Here is a 24,089-nt window from a genome sequence, read left to right on the forward strand (position 1 = left end):
AAGCCGGGATCGGACCCGATCTCGACTGGTCCCGCGCAGTCCGGGCGAGGCGATCGCCCGGCGGGACTTCGACGAGAGAGGCCGGCGGCGATCACGTGTGGTCGACGCCGTCGGACGAAACCGGTGTCGCGCGTCGCGGAGCCATCGATCGGATCGCGCATGAGTCAGGGCTACGAGATGGCGACGGCAGAGCCCGCCGCGGCGAGTCCCCGCCGGACCGGCGGCACCCTCGCGGACCTGTGGGGCTCGGCGCGCCGGCGCGCGCTGTGGATCGTCGCGGGCGCCTGCGCGATGGGGCTCCTCGGCGGCCTCTTCACCCTGCGCCAGGTGCCGACCTACCGCGCCACCGTCGAACTCCTGATCGACCCGCAGGCCCTCCAGATCGTCGGGCGCGGCCTGTCGCGCCAGGACGCCCCGGCCCAGCTCGATTTCGCCAATCTCGAGAGCCAGTCGCTGATCCTGCTCTCGACCAAGCTCCTCGACGCGGTCGTGACGCAGCTCGGCCTCGACCACGACCCGGTCCTCACCCGCGGCGCGCCGGCCGGCGCCGACCCGGCGGTCGTGGCGCTCGAGGCCCTGCGCAAGCGCATCGTGGTGCGCCGGGTCGAGAACTCGTTCAACTTCCAGCTCACCGTCGCCTACCCGGATGCCCGGCGCGCCGCCGAGATCGCCAACACCATCGCGGCCCAGTTCTTCGAGATCGGCGCCCGGGACCGGGTCTCGGCGGTGCGCCGGGCCAACGAGGCGCTGCTGACCCAGGCCGCGGACCTGCGCGCCCAGCTCAACCGGGCCGACGTGGCGGTGGAGCGCTACCGGGCCGAGAAGGGCCTGATCGGCTCCGGCGATGCCGGCCTCCTGGTCTCGCAGCAGATCAAGGACCTCTACACCCAGATCACCGCCGCCGAGACCAACCTCGCCCGGCTCTCGGCCCGGCGCGAGCAGGTGCGCCAGCTGCGCATCCCCGACGGCCAGGGCCAGGCGGTGCCGGAATCCGACACCTCGCAGGTGATGGTGTCCCTGCGCACCCAGTACGCCCAGACCCTCCAGGAGATCGCCCAGCTCTCCCGCAGCCTCGGGCCGAACCACCCGCAGATGATCGCGCTGTCGGCCCAGCGCGCCGCCACCGCCCGGCTGATCGCCGCCGAGGCCGACCGGATCCGCCGCACCATCGAGGAGGACCTGCGCCGGGGCGAGGAATCGCTGCGCCAGCTGCGCGGCCGCGCCGAGCGACTGATCCAGACCCAGACCAGCAGCAACCAGGAGGGCATCCGCCTGCGCCAGCTCGAGAGCGAGGCGGAGGCGATCCGGCGCACCTACAACCTCGTCCTCGACCGGACGAAGGACCTGGAGCAGCAGCAATCGATCAACCCGAGCAACTCGCAGATCGTCTCGCGGGCCACGGTGCCGCTCAAGCCCTCGGACACGCCGGCCCCGATCGTCGTGGTGGCCGCCGGCCTGTTCGGGGCGATCCTCGGGCTGATCCTCGGCTTCCTCTACGACCTCTGGCGCGGCAACATCACGACGGTCGCGGGCCTCGGGGCGGCCGGCGCGCCGGTCTGGGCGCGGCTGTCGCGGCCGGGCCGGGCCGGCCGGGGCGCGAGCGCCGAGGAAGCGCTCGTCACCGCCGCCCGGGAGCTGCGCACGCGGCTTTGCAACCGCAGCCAGGCGGTGGTCGTCACGGTGGTCTCCGAGGGGCTCGGCCCCGAGCGCCTGCATGCGGCCGAGGTGCTCGCCGACCTCCTCATGCGCCTCGGCGAGCCGGCCCTGTTGGTGCCCGAGCAGGCCCAGGCCCGCCTCGGCTTCGGCGACGGCCCCCGCGACGACGGCCCCCGCGGCGACGCGCCGGTGCGCGGCCGGCTCGCCGTGCTCGATCCCGCCCGCGGGGTCGAGCGGATGACCCGGCCCGAGATCATCGTGGCCGAGCGGGATGTCGGCCACGGCGACGGCTGGCTGTCGATCCCCGAGACCTCCGACGCGATCCTCCTCGTCGTCGCGCCCGGCCGGATGACGCGAAGCCGCCTCGAGCGCCTGCTCGCCACCCTCGACGGGGCCGGCCGCTTCCGGGCGCAGGGGCTGCTCGGCCTCGTGGCGGTCGAGCCGCGGCGGGCCTCCGCGGCGCGCCGCCGCACGCCCGTGTCCCTCGGCGGCCGGGTGCGGGCGGCGTGAGCCGGGCGGGCCCCGCCGCCGGCAAGGAGGGCGGCATGGGGGGCGGCATGGGGATCGGCATCGGGGCCGCCCGCGCGCTCCCCGCCGCGGATTGGCGCGCGCCCTACCAGGCCCGGGCCGCCTCCCTGCTGCTGGTCGCCGCCCTCGTCTTCAACGCCGCCCTGTGCTTCCTCAACACCGCCGGCTTCCCGGTCTCCGGCGGCACGGTGATCGGCGCCGAGGTGGCGATCATCGCGCTCACCCTGGGTTTTGCCCTCGACGAGCGGGCCGGGCCCTGGCTGATCCTCGCCGGGCTGGTCTCCTACGGGCTGCTGCTCCTGGCGTTGCGCGGCTCGACCGACGTCAAGGGCGTGCGCGACTTCCTGATCCCCGTCGTGTTCTACAATCTCGGGATGCGCAATCCCGACCTGCGCGACGCCGACCGGGCGGTCCTGACCTGCGGCGTGATCGTGGTGGCGATGGGCCTGTTCGAGTATTGCCTGTTCGACACCTACCAGCAGTACTTCAACATCGTGCGCTACTACGTGGCGCGCGGCAGCATGTCGGCCTCGGAGATCAACGAGTTGACCGGTTCGCTGTTCACCAGTGGCATCCGGCCGGATTCCCGCACCATCCTGCCGTTCCTCGGGCCGCACCGGGTGTCGTCGGTCTTCCTCGAACCGGTCTCGGCCGGCAATTTCGGCGCCGTGCTGTTCGCCTGGGCGCTCTACCGCCGCACCATGCGGGGGCGGGCCTGGCTCTTCCTCTGCGCCGCCCTCACCGTCATCCTGGCCGATGCCCGCTTCGGCGCCTATGTCTGCGTCGCGATCGCCGGGGCGATGGCGGTGGGGTACCGCCTGCCGCGCCTGCTCTGGTTCGCCCTGCCCTTCATCATCCTGCTCGCGCTCGCCGTCTACGGTTTCGAGAGCATGCAGGTGAGCTGGCAGAACGACATCGCGGGCCGCCTGCTCTGGGCCGCGCTCCTCATCACCTCCCTGCCGCCGGAGGGCGTGTTCGGCATCATGCCCGACAAGCTCTTCCTGTCGGATTCCGGCTACGCCTACGCGCTGACCCAGGTCGGGGTGCCCGGCGCGCTGGTGGCCTGGGGCCTGTTCGTGCTGATGCCGGCGCGCAACCGGCACGCCTGGCGCCTGCGCTGCGCCATGGCGATCTATACCTGCCTGCTTCTCGTGATCAGCGACTCGCCGTTCTCGATCAAGACGGCGGCCGTGGTCTGGTTCATGCTCGGCGCCGCCGACGGCGCGCCGGAGGAATCCCCCGGCGCGCCGCGGTGAGCCGTCACACGGTCTCGCCGCGCCGGCGCCGCTCGGCGTCGTCCCAGGCGGTGAGCGGCTGGTAGTCGGGCACGAAGCCGAGGCCCTTGCGGGCATCCGACGACACCGCGACCTGCGAGGTCGCGACGTCGATCAGCGCCGGGGCGTTGGCGAGCGCCCGCGCGATCGCCGGGGCCAGGTCCTCCGGCCGCGTCACCCGCTCGCCGTGGGCGCCGAGCGCCCGGGCGAGGCCGGCATAGTCGGAATCGGCCAGAAGCGTGCCGACGACCCGGCCGCCGTAATTGAACTCCTGGTCGTAGCGCTCGATGTTCCAGGCGGCGTTGTTCGACACGATGATGACGGGCTTGGCGCCGTGGCGGACCGCGGTGTCGATCTCCATCGCGTTGATGCCGAAGGCGCCGTCGCCGGTGACGCAGATCACCTGCCGGTCCGGATGGGCGAGCGAGGCCGCCGCCGCGTAGGGCACCCCGACGCCGAGGCAGCCGAAGGCCCCCGCATCGAGGTAGGTCCGCGCCTCGAGGCCGACCCGGGCGAAGCTGAGGAGGTCGCCGCCGTCGGCCACCGCGATGTAGTCGGGATCCGCGACCTCGCGGATCGCCGCGAAGATCGCCGCCGGATGGACCCGGCCGTCCTCTCCGGTCTGCGGGACCGTGGCGCCGGTCGAGCGCTTGACGTGGCGCGCGCGCAGGCCCTCCGCCCATTCCCGCTCGAGGGCGGGCATCCGGTTGCCGGCGGCCTCGACGATCGCCGCCAGCGCCAGCGCGGGCGTCGCGAGCAATTCCGGCTCGCCGCGGCGGTTGTCGATGAGTTCGCCGGCGGTGTCGGCGATGCGCACGAAGCGGGCGTTGGGAAATACCGCCGGCGAGCCGTAGCCGAGCTGGTAGTCGAGCTTGCGGCCGATCACCAGGACGACGTCGGCCTCGGTCATCGCGGCGGCCCGCATCGCGCCGACGGTCGCGGGATGGTCGGCCGGCACGAGGCCGCGGCTCTCCTGGGTGTCGAGATAGACCGCGCCGAGCGCGTCGAGGAGGCGGATCAGCTCGGGGCCGGCCTGCTTGGCCCCGCGCCCGCTCACCACCAGTGGGCGACGCGCCCCCCACAGCACCTCGACGGCCTGCGCCACCGCCGCCGGATCGGGCGGCAGGAGGCGGGGCGCCTTCGGCGCCATCCAGTCGTCGAGGACGAGCTGCGGCGGCACGTGGGCGCGCAGCACGTCGGTCGGGATCTCGATGTAGACCGGGCCCGGCTCAGACAGGTCGCCCATGGCGCGGGCCACCGCCTCGTCGAACTCGCGGATCACCTGGTCGGCGACCCGGGCGGTGCGCGACTGGCGGGTGACCGGGCGCAGGATCTCGACGTGCGGGATGTCCTGGAGCGGGCCGAGATTGGCCTGCGCCCGCGAGGTGCAGCCGCCGATCAGCAGCACCGGCACGCGGGCGAGCGAGGCGTTGGCGATGCCGGTGACGCAGTTGGTGACGCCGGGCCCGGCGGTCGCCATGCACACGCCGAGCGTTCCCGTCAGCTCGGCATGGGCGTGGGCCATGTGGACGGCGGCGCCCTCGTCGCGCACGTCGACGATGCGGATGCCGAGGCGGGCGCAATGGTCCCAGATCGGCTGGATGTGGCCGCCCTGGAGCCCGAACACCCGGTCGACCCCCCGCGCCTTCAGGAACCGGGCGATCCAGGCGGCGCAGGATTGCGCGTCGGCGTTGAGGTCCTGGACGGTGGCCTGCTGGCTCATGGGTTTTTCCTCCCGTTGTCTCGTTGTTCGCGCCTTCGGCGCGTCGTGCTGGCCGAGGTATTCGTGCCGAATGAGGGAGCATCTTTGCAGGTTACGAAGCCCGGATCCGCTGCCCGCACCAAGATAGGGCACCCTCCCCCCTCTCCCCGCCCGCGGGGAGAGGGGACGCCCGCGATTTGGTCTCGGAGCGGCACGGCAACGGCAGCGATCACCCCTCCCCCCGCACCAGCCTCTCCTTCAGCTTGCGGTGCAGGTTCTTGCCCGTCGCGGTCCGGGGCATCGCCCCGTCCTCCAGGAACGAGATTGTGCGCGGGCGCTTGAAGCCGGCCAGGCGATCCTTGCACCAGCCGAGCATCTCGGCTTCGGTGGCGGAGGCGCCGTCGCGCAGCACGACGACCGCGTGGACGCGCTCGCCCCAGGTTTCGTCGGGAAGCCCCACCACCGCGACGTCGTGCACCGCCGGGTGGCCGCCGAGCAGGGCCTCGACCTCGGACGGGTAGATGTTCTCGCCCCCCGAGATGATCATGTTGCTCTTGCGGTCGACGAGGTGGATGAAGCCGTCCGCGTCGCGCCGGGCCATGTCGCCGACGGTGCAGTACTCGCCGCGGAACGCTTCCCGGGTCTTCTCCGGCAGCTTCCAGTAGCCGTCGAACAGGTAGGGATTCGAGCAGAACAGCTCGCCGGCCTCGCCGTCCGGCACCTCGTGGCCGGATTCGTCGAGGAGCCTGATCGACGCCGAGCCGACGCATTCGCGCCCGACCGAACCGAGCTTGGTGAATTGCTCGGGCGGGTGCAGCATCGTCGCCCAGCCGACCTCGGTGGCGCCGTAGAGCTCGTAGAGCCCGGAATTGGGGAAGAACTCCATCACCGCCCGCTTGGTGTCGGGCCGGGCCGGGGCCGAGGAGATCATCAGGCGGGTGATGCGGGTGAGGTCGTAGCGCGCCTTGGCGGCCGGGCTCAGGCCCAGCATCATCGCGTAGTGGGTCGGCACCAGGGAGGTGAAGCTCGCCCCCCCCTCCGCGAGCGCCCGCACGCAATGCTCCGGGTCGAAGCTCTTGCGCGAGTAGACGCTGGTGACCCCGCCGCAATAGCTGAACGCCCCGAAGAAGTAGAGCGAGTTGGCGTGGCAGAGCGGCATGACCAGGAGCGCCGAGTCGCGCCGGTGGATGCCGAGCTCGATCTCGGTGATCAGCGACAGCATCGCGGCGCCGCGATGCGACCGGATCGCCCCCTTCGGCTTGCCGGTGGTGCCCGAGGTGTACATCAGCATCCACGGATCGGCCGGGTCGATGGGCGTGCCGGGCTCGTCCTCGCGGGCCCGCGCGATCAGGCCCTCGTAAGCCGAGAAACCCGCCGGGCAGGGCGCGGCCCCGAACCACACCACGCGGGATTCCGCCACCGGCAGGTCGGCGCGGATCTCCTCGATCGTGCCGGCCAGTTCGTCCTGGAGGATCAGGGCCGAGACCTCGGCATCCTCCAGGATGTAGCGCACCTCCTGACCGACGAGCCGGAAGTTGATCGGCACCGCGACGAGGCCGGCCTTCGCCATGGCGGCGTAGATCTCCAGCCACTCGACGCAGTTATAGGCCAGCACCGCCACGCGCTCGCCCTTCGTGAGGCCGAGGCCCAGCAAGGCGTTGGCGAGGCGGCAGGCGCGGGCGTTCCACTGCCGGAACGTCATCGCACGCTCGAGGTCGCGCGCGCCGATCCGGTCGGGCTGCAGGCGCGCCTGGACGGCGAGCATCTGCCCGGGCGTGAGCACATCCCTCATCGTGGTCGTCCTCGTCTGGTCTCTCGGCGCGAGATGGGTTCGGTATTGTGGACGGCCGTGCCACCCTCCAGGTCATCCCGGGGCCGCGGAGCGGAACCCGGGATCCATAACCGCCAGCCCTTCAGGATCAGGCGGAGCGCCGGTCGCCATGAGCAGGCATCGCAGCGATGATGGATCCCGGGTTCTCGCCTACGGCGAGCCCCAGGATGACGCGGTGAAAATCAAGCCGGCGCATATCCTGCCGTGATCGTGCTCACCCGATGTCGCCGGCGTATTTCTGTACCAGCGCCCAGGCTTCGGGCCCGAATTTCTCCCGCCACTGGCCGTAGAACTTCGTCGCCTTGAGCGCGGACTGGAAGGCGTTCGGGTCGGTGGTGTTGAACACGAGCCCCCGCCCCTCGAGCTCCTTCTGCACGTCGCGGTTGGCCGTCGCGATGTCGTCGCGCTCGCGCAGGGCCGCGGCGTTGAGGTGCTTCTCCATGATGGCCCGCACGTCGGCCGGCACGCCCTTCCAGACGCGGCCGCTCGCCATCATCCAGAACCCGTCCCAGGCGTGGTTGGTGAGCGAGCAGAATTTCTGCACCTCGTAGAACTTGGCGAAGTTGATCAGCGCCAGCGGGTTCTCCTGGCCGTCGGCGATCCGGGTCTGGAGCGCCGAATAGGCCTCGCTCAGCGGGATGCTCACCGGCGCGGCACCGAGCGCGGAGAACATCGAGACCCAGAGCGGCACCACCGGCACGCGGATCTTGAAGTTCCTGAGGTCGTCGGGCGTCCGGATCGGCTTGGTGCTGGTGGTGATCTGCCGGAAGCCGTTGTCCCAGGTCGCCTCGAACGGCACCAGGTTCGCCTTCTCGATCGCGCGGCGGATATAGCCGCCGACCTCGCCGTCCATCGCCGCCCAGACCGTGTCGTAGCGCGTGAAGGCGAAGCCGATGCCGGTGAGCGAGGTCGCCGGCACCAGGGTCGAGACCACGGTGCCCGGGAAGGTCGCGAGTTCCAGCGCCCCGGAGCGGATCTGGGACAGCATGTCCGAGTCGCTCCCCAGCTGGTTGGACGGAAACAGGCTGATCTCGACGGCCCCGTCGGTCTCCTTGGCGATCGCCGCGATCGCCTCCTTGAGCCGGACATTGACCGGGTGCGGCACCGGCAGGTCGGTGCCGAGCTTGAAGGCCAGCGTCCGGCCCTGCGCCAGGGCGGGCCGCGGGAAACCGCCGGCCGCGAGGGCGACCGCTCCCAGCCCGGTGGCCAGCAGGCGGCGGCGGTGCAGGCCGGTTGGGCGCGGATCGGTCGGCCTCTTGTCGGTCATGGCGTCTCTCCCTCGGGAATCCCGATGCTCGCGATGGCGTCGCGGCATTATTGAATTCGGAATTCGAATTTGGAATTCGGTATTGCATGGGCGTCCGGTTTGCGCAACACGGTTCGTGGAGCATACCCGCGTGAGGAGCCCGGCCATGGCCGTCGAGACGGACGCCCGCAGCCTGACGCGCCACCGGCTGGTCGAGCAGGTCTACGGGGCGATCTTCAGCGAGATCACCGAGGGACGGCTCGCGCCCAACACCCGGCTGATCCAGGACGAGCTGGCGGAGGCCTATGGGGTGTCGCGCCAGCCGGTGCAGCAGGCGCTGCTGCTCCTGCGCAACCACGGCATCGTGCGCGACGCGCCGCGGCGCGGCCTCGTGGTGGCGCCCCTCGAGGCGTCCTTCGTGCAGAACCTCTACGAGGTCCGGGGCGTGCTGGAGGGCCTGACGGCCCGGCTCGCGGCCGAGCGCAACCCGGCCCGCGCCGCACGGGAGGGGGCCCCCCTCGTCGCCGCCGGGCAGGCGGCGGCGACGGGAGGCTCGGTCGCCGATCTCATCGCCGCCGACATCGCCTTCCACCGCTTCCTCGGCGAGATCGCCGAGAACCCGATCATCGTCGAGACGGCGGCGCCGCACTTCAACCACCTGAAGCGGATCATGGGCGAGGTGCTGCGCGAGGACGAGGCGATGCCGGCCCGCATCTGGGACGAGCACGCGGCGATCCTCTCCGCCATCGCGGCCGGCGACGGCGAGGCCGCCGACCGGCTGTCGCGCCAGCACATCGCCCGGGCCGCCACGGTCTTCGTCGACCGCCTGCGGGCGCAGGAGGCGGCGAACGTGCGGGAGGCCCGCAGCCGCCGGGTGGCGCGGTAGGGCCGGTATCCGACGACGCGGCTTCCGGTGCGTCGTGCCATCCGAGACGGCCTCGGCCGGCAGCCCGGTCGGGGACCAGGCGCCCGCCCCGTCAGAAAAGCTCGATCCCGTCGTCGTCCGCGCCGCTCGCGGCGGCCGGCTCCTGCCCGCCGGCCGGCCGGCCGAGGATCCGCTGGCCGAGGCGCTCGCGGATCTCGTAGAGGGTCACGGCGGCGATCATCCGCTCGGCCCAGGCGGCGTCCGGGGCCTCGTCCGGGTCGGCGGCGAGCGGGGTGTGCCCCTCCTGCTCGGCCAGGGCCGCCGACAGGGCGGTCAGGCAGCGGGCGATGTTGTCGAGGCGCTGCTTGGCGAGGTCCTGGAACTGCATCGCCACGAGCGCGGCCGAGACGTCGGCGGTGATCGCGCCGGTGGTGCGGGCGGTGCCGTCGAGGATCGCCGCGAAGCGGTCGCCCTGCTGCGCCAGGGTCTCCATCACGGTGCGGAACCGCGCGGTGGCGGCGCGGCTCTCGTCGGAGACATCCACCGAGGCGATCTCCCGCATGGCGGCGTGGCTGCCGCGTAGGCCCCCGGCGATGGCGCCGATCTGCTCGCGCACGCCGCTCGACACCGCGCTGATCGACTTGGCGAGGTCGCGCACCTCGTCGGCCACCACCGCGAAGGCCCGGCCGGCATCGCCCGCCCGCGCCGCCTCGATCTTGGCGTTGAGCGCCAGCAGGTTGGTCTGGCGGTTGATCTTGTCGATCTCGACGACGCTCGCCTCGATCCGGCCGAGCGTGCCGAGCAGCCCGTCGAGGGTCGAGACCATCGCCTCGCCCCGCTCCGACAGGGCCGCGACCTTGGTGGAGAGCGACGAGAACGTCGCCTCGAAGCCCGCCGAGACCTCGGACAGCGACAGCTTGCGCTCGTCGATGGTGACGGAGCGGACCGCGTCGGCGAGCCCGGCGATGATGCCCTCCTGCTCGCGGCTCGCGGCGGCGATGCGCTGGAAGCGCCCGGACAGGTCCTGGACGTGGCTCTCGGTATGGGCCGTCACCCCGTCGATCTCGCCGACCAGGGCGTCGAGGGCGCGGCGCTGCACCGCCGAGAGGCCGAGCCAGTCCTGGAGGAAGGCCGCGTTCTCCGGCGACAGGATCGGCGGGCGCTCCGCGGCCCGGTGCCGGGAAAACTCGGTCTGCATCGTCGGCATCATCCTGTCACGGCGGGACGGCGGCCGGCCGCCCACCCGCTCCGCGTCGTCCCCTGTCGGAGCGAGGAATAGGCCCGACGGGCTGAACGAAGCGTTATGTCGCGTGCCGCAGAGGACGAAATAGTCCTTGCCTGCGGGGCGTTGGCGTCAGTCGCCTTTACGCTCGGTGCATCATCGGAAAGTTTTCCCGGTCGGCACCGGTGCCGCGGCGACTGCCCGGGCCTTTTCCTAGACCTGCGCGACTCCGGCTGCGTACATCGAATCTTTACGCCTGGGGCGCGTACCTGACGGCACAAGACACGTTGTCTCGTGTCGACGTTGCCGGGTTGTCGAGGCGTGGAATGTCCGATCTGACCATTCTGACCTTGCCGAGCGATTGCGACCTCCGCACCGCGGCCGGGATCCAGGCGCAGCTCGGCGCCGCCCTGGCGGCGGGCCCGGTGGAGGTCGACGGCGCGGGCGTGGTGCGGGCCGACGTGACCTTCGTGCAGGTCGTGCTCGCCGCCGCCGGCACGGCGCGCCGGGCCGGTCGGTCCTTGCGCCTCACCGGGCTCTCCGTGGCGGCTCGCGCCGCCTTCGATCGGGCGGGCGTGTCCCTGTCCGACCTCGCCCCTTCCCTGCCCGCAAACTGAAGCGGTCGAACCTCTCATGGCCACCATCCTGACCGTCGACGATTCCCCCAGCATCCGGCAGATGATCCGGGTCGCGCTGAGCCCGGCCGGGCACACCATCCTCGAGGCCGGGGACGGCGCCGAGGGCCTGCAGAAGGCTCAGGCCGAGCCGGTCGACCTCGTCATCACCGACCTGAACATGCCGGTGATGGACGGGCTCGAGCTGATCCGGCGCCTGCGCGGCGTCTCGGCGCTCTCCGGGCTCCCGATCGTGTTCTTGAGCACCGAATCGAACGACGGCGTGAAGCAGCAGGCCAAGGCCGCCGGGGCGACCGGCTGGATCACCAAGCCGTTCAAGCCCGAGCAGCTGGTCTCGGTGGTGACGAAGCTCGTCCGCCGCTGAAGGCCCGTCCGGTGCGGCGCCCACGCGCCGCCCGCAACGAGCCTGAACGCGGCTTCGGCGGCCCTCGCGCCCTCCGTCGCCGTCCCGGGCCCTCGCCGTCGGTGAGGGTCGGGCCGGCGGCGGAGGGTTTTTCGCGTCGTCGAAGCGGTCGGTCCGTCTCCGAAGACCCGGACGGCCGCGACGAACAGCCGTCCCGATGGAATGTCGGCGGCCGGATACACTGCAGGTCATCGACGTCGCGCATCGCCGATCGGCGTCTGCGGCTATCCACGACGGTGGTTAACAGTCCTTCTACGATCTGCGTCCGACGAAAAGTTCCCGGGTTTTTCGCTAAACCTGGATTTGATTTACAGAAATTTATCGAGGTCCGCTACATCCTACGGTCATGAACCCTGCGACAGGCGGCGCGCAGTGGTGGCGGCCTCGCCTCGTCGGCGCCCGCCACCCTCGCACCGTCCGCGTGACCCGGTGCTGCCATGACCCACATCGATCCCGCCGAGGTCTTCCTGACGGAGGCCACCGAACTCCTCGACCGGCTGGAATCGACGCTCCTCGACCTCGGCGACCGGCCGCAGGACCGGGCGCTGATCGACACCGCGTTCCGGGCGCTCCACACCATCAAGGGCTCGGGGGCGATGTTCGGCTTCGCCCAGGTCGCGGCCTTCACCCACGATTTCGAGACCGCGTTCGACCTCGTGCGCCAGGGCGAGGTCAGCGTGAGCCGCGCCCTGATCGACGTGTCGCTCTCGGCCAAGGACTATATCCGCCTCCTGATCGAGAACCCGGACGGCACCGACGCGGTGATCGGCGCGGCGATCCTCGACGAGCTGCAGCGCCTGGTGCGGCCCGGCGCCGGGGCGGCCGTGCCGGAGGCGGCGGCCCCCGTCGAGGCGCCGGGGCCGGAGACGGCGGCCGACCGGCCCGATTGGCACCTCGCCCTCGCCTTCGATCCCGACATCCTGCGCAACGGCACCAACCCGCTGGCGCTCCTCGACGACCTGCGCGATCTCGGCGCCCGGTCGATCGCCGCCCGCACCGACGCGGTGCCGGACCTCGCCGCCCTCGATCCGGCGCGGCTCCATCTCGCCTGGGACGTGGTGATGCCGGGCAGCGTCGCCCGCGAGGCGATCGACGACGTCTTCCTGTTCGTCTCGGACGAGATGACGCTCACCATGCGGCCGGTCGAGGCGACCGGGCCGGTCGAACCCACCGGATCGGTCGAGCCGACGGGTTCGCCCGCCCCCGTCCGGCCCGCGGCGGACGAGCCGATGCCCGCCGCCCCGCCTGCCGCCGAGGCCGAGGCCCGTGCCCCCGCGCCCGCCGCCCGGCGTACCGACGACCAGGCGATCACCACCGTGCGGGTGCAGGCCGAGCGCCTCGACGCCCTGATGGACCGGGTCGGCGAGCTCGTCATCGCCCAGGCGCGCTTGAGCCAGATCGCCGCCCTGCGCTCCGATTCCGCCGTGAAGGCGGTGGCCGAGGAGATCGAGCGCCTCGCCGCCGCCCTGCGCGACACCACGATGGGCATCCGCATGGTGCCGATCGGCTCGCTGTTCGGCCGCTTCCGCCGCCTCGTGCACGACCTCTCCCGCGATCTCGGCAAGCCCGTGACCTTCGTCACCGAAGGCGAGGATACCGAGCTCGACAAGACGGTCGTCGAGCGCCTGGCCGATCCCCTCGTCCACCTGATCCGCAACGCGATCGACCACGGCATCGAGGCGCCCGAGCGCCGGGCCGCCGCCGGCAAGGCCCCGACCGGGCGCATCCTGCTCAAGGCCGAGCATGCCGGCGCCCAGGTGCTGATCACGGTGCGCGACGACGGCGCCGGCCTCGACACCGCGCGCATCCGGGCCAAGGCCGAGGAGAACGGCCTCCTCGCCCCCGGCACGCCGCTGAGCGACCACGAGGTCCACCAGTTCCTGTTCGCGCCGGGCTTCTCCACCGCCCGGGAGGTCTCGGCCCTGTCGGGCCGCGGCGTCGGCATGGACGTGGTCAAGAAGACCATCGAGTCCCTGCGCGGCTCGATCGACCTCACGACCCGGCAGGGCGCCGGCTCCGCCGTCACCCTGCGGCTGCCGCTGACCCTCGCGATCATCGAGGGCCTGCTGATCCGGGTGGGCGACGGGCATTACGTCATCCCGCTCTCGGCGGTGGAGGAATGCGTCGAGCTGCCCGAGGCCGACCGCGACGCGCGCGGCCGCAGCCTCCTCAACATCCGGGGCGAACTGGTGCCGTACCTGCGCCTGCGCGAACTGTTCGGCTCCGACGCCCTGCCCGAGCCGCACCAGATGGTGATCATCACGGCGCTCGCCGGCGAGCGGGTCGGCTTCGTCGCCGACCAGATCGTCGGCAGCCACCAGACGGTGATCAAGTCGCTGTCGAAGCTGCATGCCGACGTGACGATGTTCTCCGGCGCCACCATCCTGGGCGACGGCAGCGCCGCCCTCATCCTGGACGTGCCCCAGCTCCTGGCCGCCGGCCAGGTCCGGGGCGGGACCGATCCGCACGGTTCCAACCTGCCCGAGGCCGCGTGATGTCCCTCTCCGTCCAGACCGAGCGCCCGCAGAATTCGGCTCCCTTCGATCCCGATGCCGCCGCGCCCGAGGCGGCCCGCGTCCAGGCGCTGATGGTCGGCATCGCCGACGAGATCTTCGCGATCGACGCCGGCCTCGTGCGCGAGATCATCGATCCCCTGCCCCCCACCCGCGTCGCGGGGGCGAGGCCTCACCTGCCGAGCGTCGTCAACGTGCGCGGCGCCATCATTCCGCTCGCCGACCTGCGGGTGCGGTTCGGCCTGCCGCCCCGGGCGGCGAGCCCGGATACCCGCATCGTCGTGGTCGAGCTCACGATCGACGGCGATCCGGTCTGCGTCGGGCTCACCGCCGACAAGGTCCACGAGGTCACCGAGATCCGGTTCTCGGAGGCCCGGCCGATGCCGCGCGTCGGCCTCGCGATCCGCCCCGACTTCGTGCGCACCCTGATCAAGTGGAACGACCAGTTCGTGATCGTGCCCGACCTCGAAGCCATCCTCGCCTGAATCCCGCCCTCTCGATCACGTCGGACCGCACAGACCATGAAGCTCTCGGTAAAAGCCAAGCTCGCTGCGTCCTCAGGCCTGGTGCTGCTGCTCGCCACGGCGGCCGGCGGCCTGAGCTACTGGCGTCTGACGGAACTGGCGGCGAGCCAGCAGGTGCTGGCGGCACGCGGCCAGCGGGTCGGGGCGATCTCCGACCTGCAGAACGCCCTCGGGGCCGCCGGCCGGACCGAGAAGAACATCGTCATCGAGAGCGATCCCAAGCGGATCGCCGAGTTCAACCAGCTCCTCGCCCAACAGACCGCCGACCTCGCCCGTCTGCGCGCCGAGATCGAGCGCAACGCGACCGGCGAGGAGCAGCGACTGCTCGCGGCGGCGGCCGAGCGGCTCGCCGTGGCCGGCCGGACCCAGGCCGAGACGGCGAAGTGGGGTTCGCTCAACTCGAACTTCCGGGCCTCCCAGCTCTACCAGACCGAGGTTCTGCCGCAGGTCCGGCAGCTGACCGCGGCCACCGATGCGTTCCGCGACCGGCTTGCCAAGGAGGGTGGCGAGGAGGCGTTCCGCGGCGTCGTCGCCTTCGAGCGACTGCGCGGCGACTGGCTGCGCTACACCCGCTCCTTCGCGTTCATGCTCTCGTCGGGCTCGCTCGCCGAACTCGAGGGGGCGATCAAGGAGGCGGATGCCCTCGAGGCCGCGTTCCGGGCCGAGCTCGGCCGGGTCAAGGCCGTCGCCCCGGGCCTCGGCCAGGGTGCCGTCGATCTGGCCGCGCAATACGAGGCCGCCGCGCCGCTGGTGAAGCGGGCGCTGGCGACCGCCGGCGAGGGCGGCAACCTGCGCGCCGCGACGCTCACCATGGGCGAGGGACGCGAGCAGTTCAACGCTGCCATCAAGGCGTATGACGAGGTTGCGGCGCTCATCAAGCGGGAGATGGACCGGGCGGCGGCGCAGGGCGCGGCGGATGCGGAGAACGCCAAGCTGATGCTGCTGGCGATCCTGCTCGGCTCGCTCGTCGTCGGCATCGGCGCCTCGACCTGGATCGCCCTGGCGATCAGCCGCGGCCTGACCGAAGCGGTCGGCCTCGCCGATGCGGTGGCGGCCGGCGACCTGTCGCGGACCCTGACGGTGCGCTCGCAGGACGAGATCGGCGCTCTCGTCGTCTCGCTCAACGCCATGACGGCGAACCTGCAGGCGAACGCGGCAGTGGCCGAGGCGATCGCCGCCGGCGACCTCACGGTCGAGGCCCAGCCCCTGTCGGACCGTGACACCCTCGGCCTCGCCCTGCGCACCATGCTCCAGCGCCTGCGCAGCGTCGTGTCGGAGGCGCTGGCCGCCGCCGGCAACGTGTCGGCGGGGAGCCAGGAACTGTCGGCCTCCGCCGAGCAGCTGTCGCAGGGTTCGACCGAGCAGGCCTCCTCGACCGAAGAGGCCTCGGCCTCGATGGAGGAGATGGCCGCCAACGTGCGCCAGAACGCCGAGAATGCCAGCCAGACCGAGACGATCGCCCGCCAGTCGGCCCGCGACGCCGAGGCCAGCGGGGCGGCGGTGGGACGCGCGGTCGAGGCGATGCAGACGATCGCCCAAAAAATCACCATCGTGCAGGAGATCGCCCGCCAGACCGACCTGTTGGCGCTGAACGCCGCGGTGGAGGCGGCCCGCGCCGGCGAGCATGGCCGCGGCTTTGCGGTGGTGGCGAGCGAGGTCCGCAAGCTCGCCGAGCGCAGCCAGACGGCGGCGGCCGAGATCGGGACCCTGTCGGCCGACAGCGTGAAGGTGGCGCGGGAAGCGGGCGAGATGCTGGGTCGTCTGGTGCCCGACATCAAGCGGACGGCGGGCCTTGTGGAAGAGATCACGGCGGCGTGCCGGGAGCAGGATGTGGGGTCGGCTCAGATCAACCAGGCGATCCAGCAGCTCGACAAGGTGACGCAGCAGAACGCGTCGGCGTCCGAGCAGGTCTCGGCGACCTCGGAGGAACTGGCGGCGCAGGCCGAGCAGCTGCAGGCGACGATCGCGTATTTCCGTATCGGCGAGGGCGAGGCGCAGACGGATGCCGCGGTGGGCCAGCTGCGGCGCACCGCGGCCCGGATGGCCGCCCCGGTGAAGGCGAAGGCGTCCCTCACGGCGGCCCCCAAGCTCGCGTCGAAGCCGGCCGCGAAGACGGGCCGTCCGGCCCAGCCGCGCAGCGGCGGCTTCGCCTTCGACATGGGCGAGGACGAGGACGACGCCGCCTTCAAGCGCAGCGCCTGACGCCCCTCACCGGCGGCGCTCCCGGGCGCCGCCGCCGATACGGATGACGGCCGTCGCAGGACGGCGCCGACCCGCCGGAGATCTCACGTGCGATTGACGATCAAGACCAAGCTGGCCGCGAGCTCGGGGCTGCTGATCCTTCTCTCCCTCGGGGCCGGCGGCCTCGCCTACACCCAGCTCTCCGAGATGGGCCAGGCCGAGCTCGCGCTCGTCGCCCAGGGCCGCCAGGCGATCCGCGCCGGCGAGCTGCAGGAGCAGATCCAGGCGCAGATCCGCTCGGAGCGCAACATCCTGCTGATGACGACCGACAAGGACCGCGAGTTCCACATCGAGAGCCTGCTTACCCGCCGGACCGATGTGCAGCGGCTCTACCGGGAGGTATCGGACGGCGCGAGCGAGAGGGGCCGCGCCATGCTCGCCTCCGCCGAGGCCGCCTACAAGCGCCTGAACCAGCTTCAGGACGAGATGATCCGCCTTGCCCGGCTCAACTCGGCGAGCCACGCCGCCGACCTGTGGAAGGGCGACGGCCTCACCGCGGTGGCGGCGTTCAACGCGGCCCTCGATGCGGCCGGCGCCGAGATCGCCAAGGCGGCCCCCTCGCCCGAGCGCGAGCGGGCCGGCCTCGACCTCCAGACCCTGCGCTACCGCACGGCCCGCCTCGCCCGCGTCAGCCTCGAGGTCGTCGGCGCCACCACGCTCGCGGAGATCGAGGCGGCGCGGCGCGCGGTCGCGACGGAGTCGGAGACCACCGGCACGGCTTTGCGCGACGTCGTCGCCGCCCTGTCCCCCCTCGGGATCGCGCCGGCGCAGGTACGGGCCAAGGCCGAGCAGGTCACCGGCCTCGTCGGTCGCGTGGTTGAGATCGCCGCCGCGGCGGGCGACATCCGGGCCCGGACGATCACCGTCGGCGAAGGCCTGACGGTCGGCCGCGAGGTGATGGCGGGCTTCCGGCAATACGCCCAGTTCACCGGCACCCGCATGGACGAGGTCTCGGGGGCGGCGCTCAAGGGCGCCGAGTCCGCCAAGGCCCTGATGCTCGCCGCGGTCGCCGCCTCGGTCCTGGTCGGCCTCGCCTCCTCGCTCCTGATCGCCTTCAGCATCGGCCGCAGCCTCGCCCGGGCGAACGACCTTGCCGATTCGCTCGCCGCCGGCGATCTCACGAAGGAGGTCGCTCCGCGCAGCGACGACGAGATCGGCGATCTCGTTCACGCCCTCAACGGCACCGTCGCCCGGTTGCGCAGCGTCGTGTCCGAGGCCCTCGCCGCCGCCGGCAACGTGTCGGCGGGGAGCCAGGAACTGTCGGCCTCCGCCGAGCAGCTGTCGCAGGGCTCGACCGAGCAGGCCTCCTCCACCGAAGAGGCGTCCGCCTCGATGGAGGAGATGGCCGCCAACGTGCGCCAGAACGCCGAGAATGCCAGCCAGACCGAGACGATCGCCCGCCAGTCGGCCCGCGACGCCGAGGCCAGCGGGGCGGCGGTGGGACGCGCGGTGGAGGCGATGCAGACGATCGCCCAAAAAATCACCATCGTGCAGGAGATCGCCCGCCAGACCGACCTGTTGGCGCTGAACGCCGCGGTCGAGGCGGCCCGCGCCGGCGAGCACGGGCGCGGCTTTGCGGTGGTGGCGAGCGAGGTCCGCAAGCTCGCCGAGCGCAGCCAGACGGCGGCGGCCGAGATCGGGACCCTGTCGGCCGACAGCGTGAAGGTGGCGCGGGAAGCGGGCGAGATGCTGGGTCGTCTGGTGCCCGACATCAAGCGGACGGCGGGCTTGGTGGAGGAGATCACGGCGGCGTGCCGGGAGCAGGATGTGGGGTCGGCTCAGATCAACCAGGCGATCCAGCAGCTCGACAAGGTGACGCAGCAGAACGCGTCGGCGTCCGAGCAGGTCTCGGCGACCTCGGAGGAGCTGGCGGCGCAGGCCGAGCAGCTGCAGGCGACGATCGCGTATTTCCGCATCGGCGAGGGCGAGGCGCAGACGGATGCCGCGGTGGGCCAGTTGCGGCGCACGGCGGCCCGGATGGCGGCACCGGTGACGCCGAAGGCCAAGATGGCAGCCAAGATAGCGGCCAAGACAGCAGCGAAGACGGCAACGAAGACGTTGGCCAAGGTCGCCCCGAAGGCGCCGCCGGGCCGTCCGGTCCAGTCGCGGCCGGCCGCGCCCGGGGGCTTTGCCTTCGACATGGGCGAGGACGAGGACGACGCCGCCTTCAAGCGCAGCGCCTGACCAGGACGGGCGCCCGATCGAGGCGGGGCGCCCGATACGATCCGATCTCATTCAATCCGGTGACACGACGATGCGCGTTACGATCAAGTTCAAGCTGGCGGCCGGCTTCGGGGCGATCCTGGTCCTCGTCGGGGTCGCCGGTGGGGTCGGCTACCAGCGGCTGAGTGCGTCCAACGAGGCGACGGCGTTCATCGTCAGCCGGGCCGACCTGCAGAACCTCGTGCTCGACGCCAAGGCCCAGGCGATCCGCGGCGTCTCGAACGTGCGCGCCATGGTCGTCTCGACCGATGAGACCCAGATGGCCGATTTCGCCAAGCGGGCCGCCGACAACCGGACCGACGCCATGAACGGTCTGGCCAAGGCCAAGGAGTTCATCCAGACCGAGGAGGGCCGGCGCCTGCTGGCCGACGTCCTGGCGAAGTACGATCGCCAGCGCGAGCTGGCGGCGAAGGTTCAGGAGCTGACCCGCGCCAACGTGGTCGTGAAGGCCTGGGGCGAGATCAACGGGGCCGGCCGGCCGGCGCTCAACAGCCTGCGCGGCGAGGCCGAGGGGCTGATGCAGCGTGCGGCGGCGCAGAATGCCGGCGACCTGATGCAGGCGGTGTTCGGGTTTCAGAACCGGGCCGAGCGGGCCTGGGGCCAGCTGCAGGCCGCCACCGGCGCCACCTCGGTGGCGATCCTCGACGAGCGCGTCGCCGCCGCCCGCGCCACGCGCGACGAGGTGGCCAAGACCCTCGACGCCGTGATGCGTCTCGCCGCCGCCCAGGGCGTCGCCGGCGACGCCCTGCGGGCCCGGGCCGAGGCCTGGTTCGACTCGTTCCGGAAGGCCCTCGCCCTCGTCGAGACCGGCAGCACCTTGCGGGCGACCGACCTGACCTCGGGCGAGTACGCCGCCGCCAGCACGGCGGCGAACCGGGCCTTCGACGCCCTGGTAGAGTTCCAGAACCGCCGCATGGCGGAGGCCGTGCTGCGCACGAAGTCCGAGGCGGCGGACGCGCAGACCATCCTCATCGGCACGGTCGCGACGGCCCTGCTCCTCGGCCTCGGCCTCGCGAGCTGGCTCGCCCTGTCGATCTCCCGCGGCCTGACCCGGGCGGTGTTCCTCGCCGATGCGGTCGCCCTCGGCGACCTCGGCCAGCGGATCGAGGCGACCTCGCGCGACGAGATCGGCGACCTCGTCGGCGCCATGGCGCGGATGACCACGAACCTGCGGGCGACGGCGGATCTGGCCGACGAGGTGGCACGCGGCAACCTCGCGGTCGAGGCCAAGCCCCTGTCCGACAAGGACACGATGGGCCTCGCTCTCTCCCGCATGATCGCGAACCTGCGGGCGACGGCGGATCTGGCCGACGAGGTGGCACGCGGCAACCTGTCGGTGGAGGCGAAGCCCATGTCCGACAAGGACATGATGGGTCTGGCTCTCTCCCGCATGATCGCGAACCTGCGGGCGACGGCGGATCTGGCCGACGAGGTGGCGCGCGGCAACCTGTCGGTGGAGGCGAAGCCCATGTCCGACAAGGACATGATGGGTCTGGCTCTCTCCCGCATGATCGCGAACCTGCGGGCGACGGCGGATCTGGCCGACGAGGTGGCACGCGGCAACCTGTCGGTCGATGCCAAGCCGATGTCCGACAAGGATGCGATGGGGCTGGCGCTCGGCCGCATGATCGCGAACCTGCGTGCCACCGCCGCCGTCGCCGAGGCGATCGCCGCCGGCGACCTCACGGTCGAGGCCAAGCCCGTCTCCGACAAGGACGCGATGGGGCTCGCCCTCCAGACCATGCTGTCGCGCCTGCGCGCCATCGTGTCGGAGGCGCTCTCGGCCGCCGGCAACGTGTCGGCGGGAAGCCAGGAGCTGTCGGCCTCCGCCGAGCAGCTGTCGCAGGGTTCGACCGAGCAGGCCTCCTCGACCGAAGAGGCGTCCGCCTCGATGGAGGAGATGGCCGCCAACGTGCGCCAGAACGCCGAGAATGCCAGCCAGACCGAGACCATCGCCCGCCAGTCGGCCCGCGACGCCGAGGCCAGCGGGGCGGCGGTGGGACGCGCGGTCGAGGCGATGCAGACGATCGCCCAAAAAATCACCATCGTGCAGGAGATCGCCCGCCAGACCGACCTGTTGGCGCTGAACGCCGCGGTCGAGGCGGCCCGCGCCGGCGAGCACGGGCGCGGCTTTGCGGTGGTGGCGAGCGAGGTCCGCAAGCTCGCCGAGCGCAGCCAGACGGCGGCGGCCGAGATCGGGACCTTGTCGGCCGACAGCGTGAAGGTGGCGCGGGAAGCGGGCGAGATGCTGGGGCGTCTGGTGCCCGACATCAAGCGGACGGCGGGTCTGGTGGAGGAGATCACGGCGGCGTGCCGGGAGCAGGATGTGGGGTCGGCTCAGATCAACCAGGCGATCCAGCAGCTCGACAAGGTGACGCAGCAGAACGCATCGGCATCCGAGCAGGTCTCGGCGACCTCGGAGGAACTGGCAGCGCAGGCCGAGCAGCTGCAGGCGACGATCGCGTATTTCCGCATCGGCGAGGGCGAGGCGCAGACGGATGCTGCGGTAGGCCAGCTGCGGAGCACGGCGGCCCGGATGGCGGCCCCCGTGAAGGCGCCGGCCAAGACGCAGGCGAAGACGCCCGCCAAGCCGCAGGGCCGCGTTGCCGCAAAGGCAACCGTGTCCCGCCCCGCCCCGTCGGGAGGATTCGCCTTCGATCTCGGCGAGGACGACGAGGACGGCGCGTTCAAGCGCAGCGCCTGAAGCGTTTCGTCGTGCGGGCCCTGGATGACGGGCCCGCAATCCACAGGAAATTCGCTGCGGTTCTTCGATGCGGCCCCGCTTGGGGGAACGATCATAACCTTCGTGTCGCATCTCGGACGTGACGTTCTCGTGCGAAATTTCTGAGAGGCTCCGTGAAACTCACCATCAAGTCCAAGCTCGGGGGGGCCTTCGGCTTCGTGCTGATCCTGTCGGCGGGTGCGGGTGTGCTGAGCTACGTCAAGCTGTCCGAGCTGGCCGCGACGGAACAGGATCTCGTCGCGCGCGGGATGCGCATCAGCGAGATCTCCGATCTTCAGAACATCCTCAACGCGACGGCGCGTACCGAGAAGCACCTGGTGCTCGAATCCGATCCGCAGCGGATCGAGGCGTATAACCAGGAGCTTGTCCAACGGCGCAAGGATCTCGAACGCGCCAAGTCCGCGGTCGAGCAGAATGCGACCGGCGAGGACCGCCGCAAGCTGGACGAAGCCCGGGAGAGCCTGGCCACCTATGCCAAGCTCCAGGAGCAGACGGCCAAGCTCGCCACGCTCAACTCGAACTTCCGGGCCTTCCAGCTGTTCGACCGTGAAACGGCGGACCTGCAGCAGCGCCTGCCGGCCCTCAACGATGCCGTGACCGCCGAACTGGCGAAGCCCGATGCCGCCGACGCCCAGGTCAGGGCGGCCCTGACCTTCTCCCGGACCTACGCGGCGTGGCTGAACTACAGCCGCAGCTTCGCCTTCATGCTGTCGGCCGGCTCGCCGGGCGAGCTTCAGGATCTGGTTCAAGCCTCCGCGCGGCACGAGGCCGTCTTCGCGGCCGCCCTCGCGGCGCTGAAGCCGGTGGCCGCCGCGGCCGGCGCACGGGGCCAGGAGATCGTCGGCCTGTACGAGACCGGTTTCTCCATCGCGCGCCGCGCGGTGGCGGTGGCGGCCGAGGGCGGCAACCTCAAGGCCCAGGCGATCACGATGGGCGAGGGGCGCACGCAGCTTCTCGCGACCGTGAAGGCGTTCGACGATTACGCCGGCATCATCAAGGGCCAGATGACCGGAGCGGCCCGCGCCGCCCTGGCGGAAGCCGACGGCGCCAAGACCCTGCTGGTCGCGATCCTGCTGTCGTCCTGCCTGATCGGTGCCGGCGCGGCGCTGGCGATCTCCCTGAGCATCGGTCGCGGGCTCGGCCGTGCCGTCGGCCTCGCCGACGCCGTGGCGCGGGGCGATCTCGATCAGACGATCGTGGTGACCTCGCGCGACGAGATCGGCGACCTCACCGCGGCGATGGCCCGCATGACGGCCAACCTGAAGGCCACCGCCGACCTCGCCGACGAGGTGGCACGCGGCAACCTGTCGGTCGATGCCAAGCCGATGTCCGACAAGGACACGATGGGGCTGGCGCTCGGCCGCATGATCGCGAACCTGCGCGCCACCGCCGCCGTCGCCGAGGCGATCGCCGCCGGTGACCTTACGGTCGAGGCCAAGCCCGTCTCCGACAAGGACGCGATGGGGCTCGCCCTCCAGACCATGCTATCGCGCCTGCGCAGCATCGTGTCGGAGGCGCTGGCCGCCGCCGGCAACGTGTCGGCGGGAAGCCAGGAACTGTCGGCCTCCGCCGAGCAGCTGTCGCAGGGCTCGAGCGAGCAGGCCTCCTCCACCGAAGAGGCCTCGGCCTCGATGGAGGAGATGGCCGCCAACGTGCGCCAGAACGCCGAGAATGCCAGCCAGACCGAGACCATCGCCCGCCAGTCGGCCCGCGACGCGGAGGCCAGCGGGGCGGCGGTGGGACGCGCGGTCGAGGCGATGCAGACGATCGCCCAAAAAATCACCATCGTGCAGGAGATCGCCCGCCAGACCGACCTGTTGGCGCTGAACGCCGCGGTCGAGGCGGCGCGGGCCGGCGAGCATGGCCGCGGCTTTGCGGTGGTGGCGAGCGAGGTTCGCAAGCTGGCCGAGCGCAGCCAGACGGCGGCGGCCGAGATCGGGACCCTGTCGGCCGACAGCGTGAAGGTGGCGCGGGAAGCGGGCGAGATGCTGGGTCGTCTGGTTCCTGACATCAAGCGGACGGCGGGCCTGGTGGAGGAGATCACGGCGGCGTGCCGGGAGCAGGATGTGGGGTCGGCTCAGATCAACCAGGCGATCCAGCAGCTCGACAAGGTGACGCAGCAGAACGCGTCGGCGTCCGAGCAGGTCTCGGCGACGTCGGAGGAGCTGGCGGCGCAGGCCGAGCAGTTGCAGGCGACGATCGCGTATTTCCGCATCGGCGAGTCTGGTGCGGAGATGGAGGCGGGCATCGGCCAGTTGCGGAGCACGGCGGCCCGGATGGCGGCCCCCGTGAAGGCCAAGGCGACCTTCAAGGTCGCCGCGAAGGCGGGCCGTCCGGCCCAGCCGCGGCGTGCCCCGTCCGGGGGCTTCGCCTTCGACATGGACGACGACGAGGACGACGCGGCCTTCAAGCGCAGCGCCTGATCGCCGGGGGGAGACGACGCCCCCTCTCGACCCCATCGCCTGGGGGCCGGCGACGGCCCC

At 71.8% G+C, this 24,089-nt stretch carries 15 protein-coding genes; 11 read left to right on the top strand and 4 right to left on the bottom strand.

Annotated features, from left to right (window positions below):
• The first annotated feature begins 159 nt into the window (after nucleotides 1-159).
• The gene (locus miv_RS14265; protein ID WP_207183232.1) at nucleotides 160-2,166 is read left to right on the top strand and encodes a GumC family protein; all 2,007 of its coding nucleotides are present in this window, start codon (nucleotides 160-162) and stop codon (nucleotides 2,164-2,166) included.
• Nucleotides 2,163-3,440 carry a hypothetical protein gene (locus miv_RS14270; RefSeq protein WP_207183233.1) on the top strand — a complete coding sequence of 426 codons (1,278 nt, stop codon included), beginning with the start codon at nucleotides 2,163-2,165 and terminating at the stop codon, nucleotides 3,438-3,440. Before miv_RS14265 ends, miv_RS14270 begins: the two co-directional genes overlap by 4 nt.
• Nucleotides 3,441-3,444: 4 nt before the next feature.
• Here the strand turns inward: miv_RS14270 and miv_RS14275 are convergent, their stop codons facing one another.
• The 3 genes from miv_RS14275 to miv_RS14285 all read right to left on the bottom strand — a co-directional run bounded on the left by miv_RS14275 (nucleotide 3,445) and on the right by miv_RS14285 (nucleotide 8,258).
• Nucleotides 3,445-5,181 (bottom strand): thiamine pyrophosphate-binding protein, encoded by a 1,737-nt coding sequence (locus miv_RS14275; protein WP_207183234.1) that lies wholly within the window; start codon nucleotides 5,179-5,181, stop codon nucleotides 3,445-3,447.
• Between the two features lie 208 nt (nucleotides 5,182-5,389).
• On the bottom strand, nucleotides 5,390-6,952 hold the full coding sequence (locus miv_RS14280; protein ID WP_207183235.1) for a class I adenylate-forming enzyme family protein: 1,563 nt from the start codon (nucleotides 6,950-6,952) through the stop codon (nucleotides 5,390-5,392).
• Between the two features lie 253 nt (nucleotides 6,953-7,205).
• Entirely contained in the window at nucleotides 7,206-8,258 is a 1,053-nt protein-coding gene (locus miv_RS14285) for a TRAP transporter substrate-binding protein (protein ID WP_207183236.1), read from the bottom strand.
• A 145-nt stretch (nucleotides 8,259-8,403) separates the two neighbouring features.
• On the opposite strand from miv_RS14285, the gene miv_RS14290 reads away from it, so the two are divergent.
• A complete protein-coding gene (locus tag miv_RS14290) occupies nucleotides 8,404-9,123 on the top strand; it encodes a GntR family transcriptional regulator (protein WP_048428655.1) in 720 nt (239 codons plus the stop codon).
• A 91-nt stretch (nucleotides 9,124-9,214) separates the two neighbouring features.
• Here miv_RS14290 and miv_RS14295 read toward each other — a convergent pair whose 3' ends face one another.
• Complete coding sequence (locus miv_RS14295) at nucleotides 9,215-10,300, bottom strand: methyl-accepting chemotaxis protein (protein ID WP_207183237.1); 1,086 nt, start codon at nucleotides 10,298-10,300, stop codon at nucleotides 9,215-9,217.
• A 350-nt stretch (nucleotides 10,301-10,650) separates the two neighbouring features.
• On the opposite strand from miv_RS14295, the gene miv_RS14300 reads away from it, so the two are divergent.
• The 8 genes from miv_RS14300 (at nucleotide 10,651) to miv_RS14335 (ending at nucleotide 24,029) form a co-directional block, all read left to right on the top strand.
• Nucleotides 10,651-10,941 carry an STAS domain-containing protein gene (locus miv_RS14300; RefSeq protein ID WP_053220957.1) on the top strand — a complete coding sequence of 97 codons (291 nt, stop codon included), beginning with the start codon at nucleotides 10,651-10,653 and terminating at the stop codon, nucleotides 10,939-10,941.
• Nucleotides 10,942-10,957: 16 nt separating this feature from the next.
• Entirely contained in the window at nucleotides 10,958-11,323 is a 366-nt protein-coding gene (locus miv_RS14305; RefSeq protein WP_048428656.1) for a response regulator, read from the top strand.
• Between the two features lie 476 nt (nucleotides 11,324-11,799).
• A complete protein-coding gene (locus tag miv_RS14310; protein WP_207183238.1) occupies nucleotides 11,800-13,857 on the top strand; it encodes a chemotaxis protein CheA in 2,058 nt (685 codons plus the stop codon).
• Nucleotides 13,857-14,360 (top strand): chemotaxis protein CheW, encoded by a 504-nt coding sequence (locus tag miv_RS14315; protein ID WP_082171838.1) that lies wholly within the window; start codon nucleotides 13,857-13,859, stop codon nucleotides 14,358-14,360. Before miv_RS14310 ends, miv_RS14315 begins: the two co-directional genes overlap by 1 nt.
• A 36-nt stretch (nucleotides 14,361-14,396) precedes the next feature.
• The gene (locus miv_RS14320) at nucleotides 14,397-16,601 is read left to right on the top strand and encodes a methyl-accepting chemotaxis protein (protein ID WP_207183239.1); all 2,205 of its coding nucleotides are present in this window, start codon (nucleotides 14,397-14,399) and stop codon (nucleotides 16,599-16,601) included.
• Between the two features lie 87 nt (nucleotides 16,602-16,688).
• Complete coding sequence (locus miv_RS14325; RefSeq protein WP_207183240.1) at nucleotides 16,689-18,824, top strand: methyl-accepting chemotaxis protein; 2,136 nt, start codon at nucleotides 16,689-16,691, stop codon at nucleotides 18,822-18,824.
• A 70-nt stretch (nucleotides 18,825-18,894) separates the two neighbouring features.
• The gene (locus miv_RS14330) at nucleotides 18,895-21,567 is read left to right on the top strand and encodes a HAMP domain-containing methyl-accepting chemotaxis protein (protein WP_207183241.1); all 2,673 of its coding nucleotides are present in this window, start codon (nucleotides 18,895-18,897) and stop codon (nucleotides 21,565-21,567) included.
• Between the two features lie 152 nt (nucleotides 21,568-21,719).
• Nucleotides 21,720-24,029 carry a HAMP domain-containing methyl-accepting chemotaxis protein gene (locus tag miv_RS14335; RefSeq protein WP_207183242.1) on the top strand — a complete coding sequence of 770 codons (2,310 nt, stop codon included), beginning with the start codon at nucleotides 21,720-21,722 and terminating at the stop codon, nucleotides 24,027-24,029.
• Nucleotides 24,030-24,089: the final 60 nt, after the last annotated feature.

It is taken from the genome of Methylobacterium indicum (genome assembly GCF_017347565.1).
In the GTDB taxonomy this organism is placed as follows: Bacteria; Pseudomonadota; Alphaproteobacteria; order Rhizobiales; family Beijerinckiaceae; genus Methylobacterium; species Methylobacterium indicum.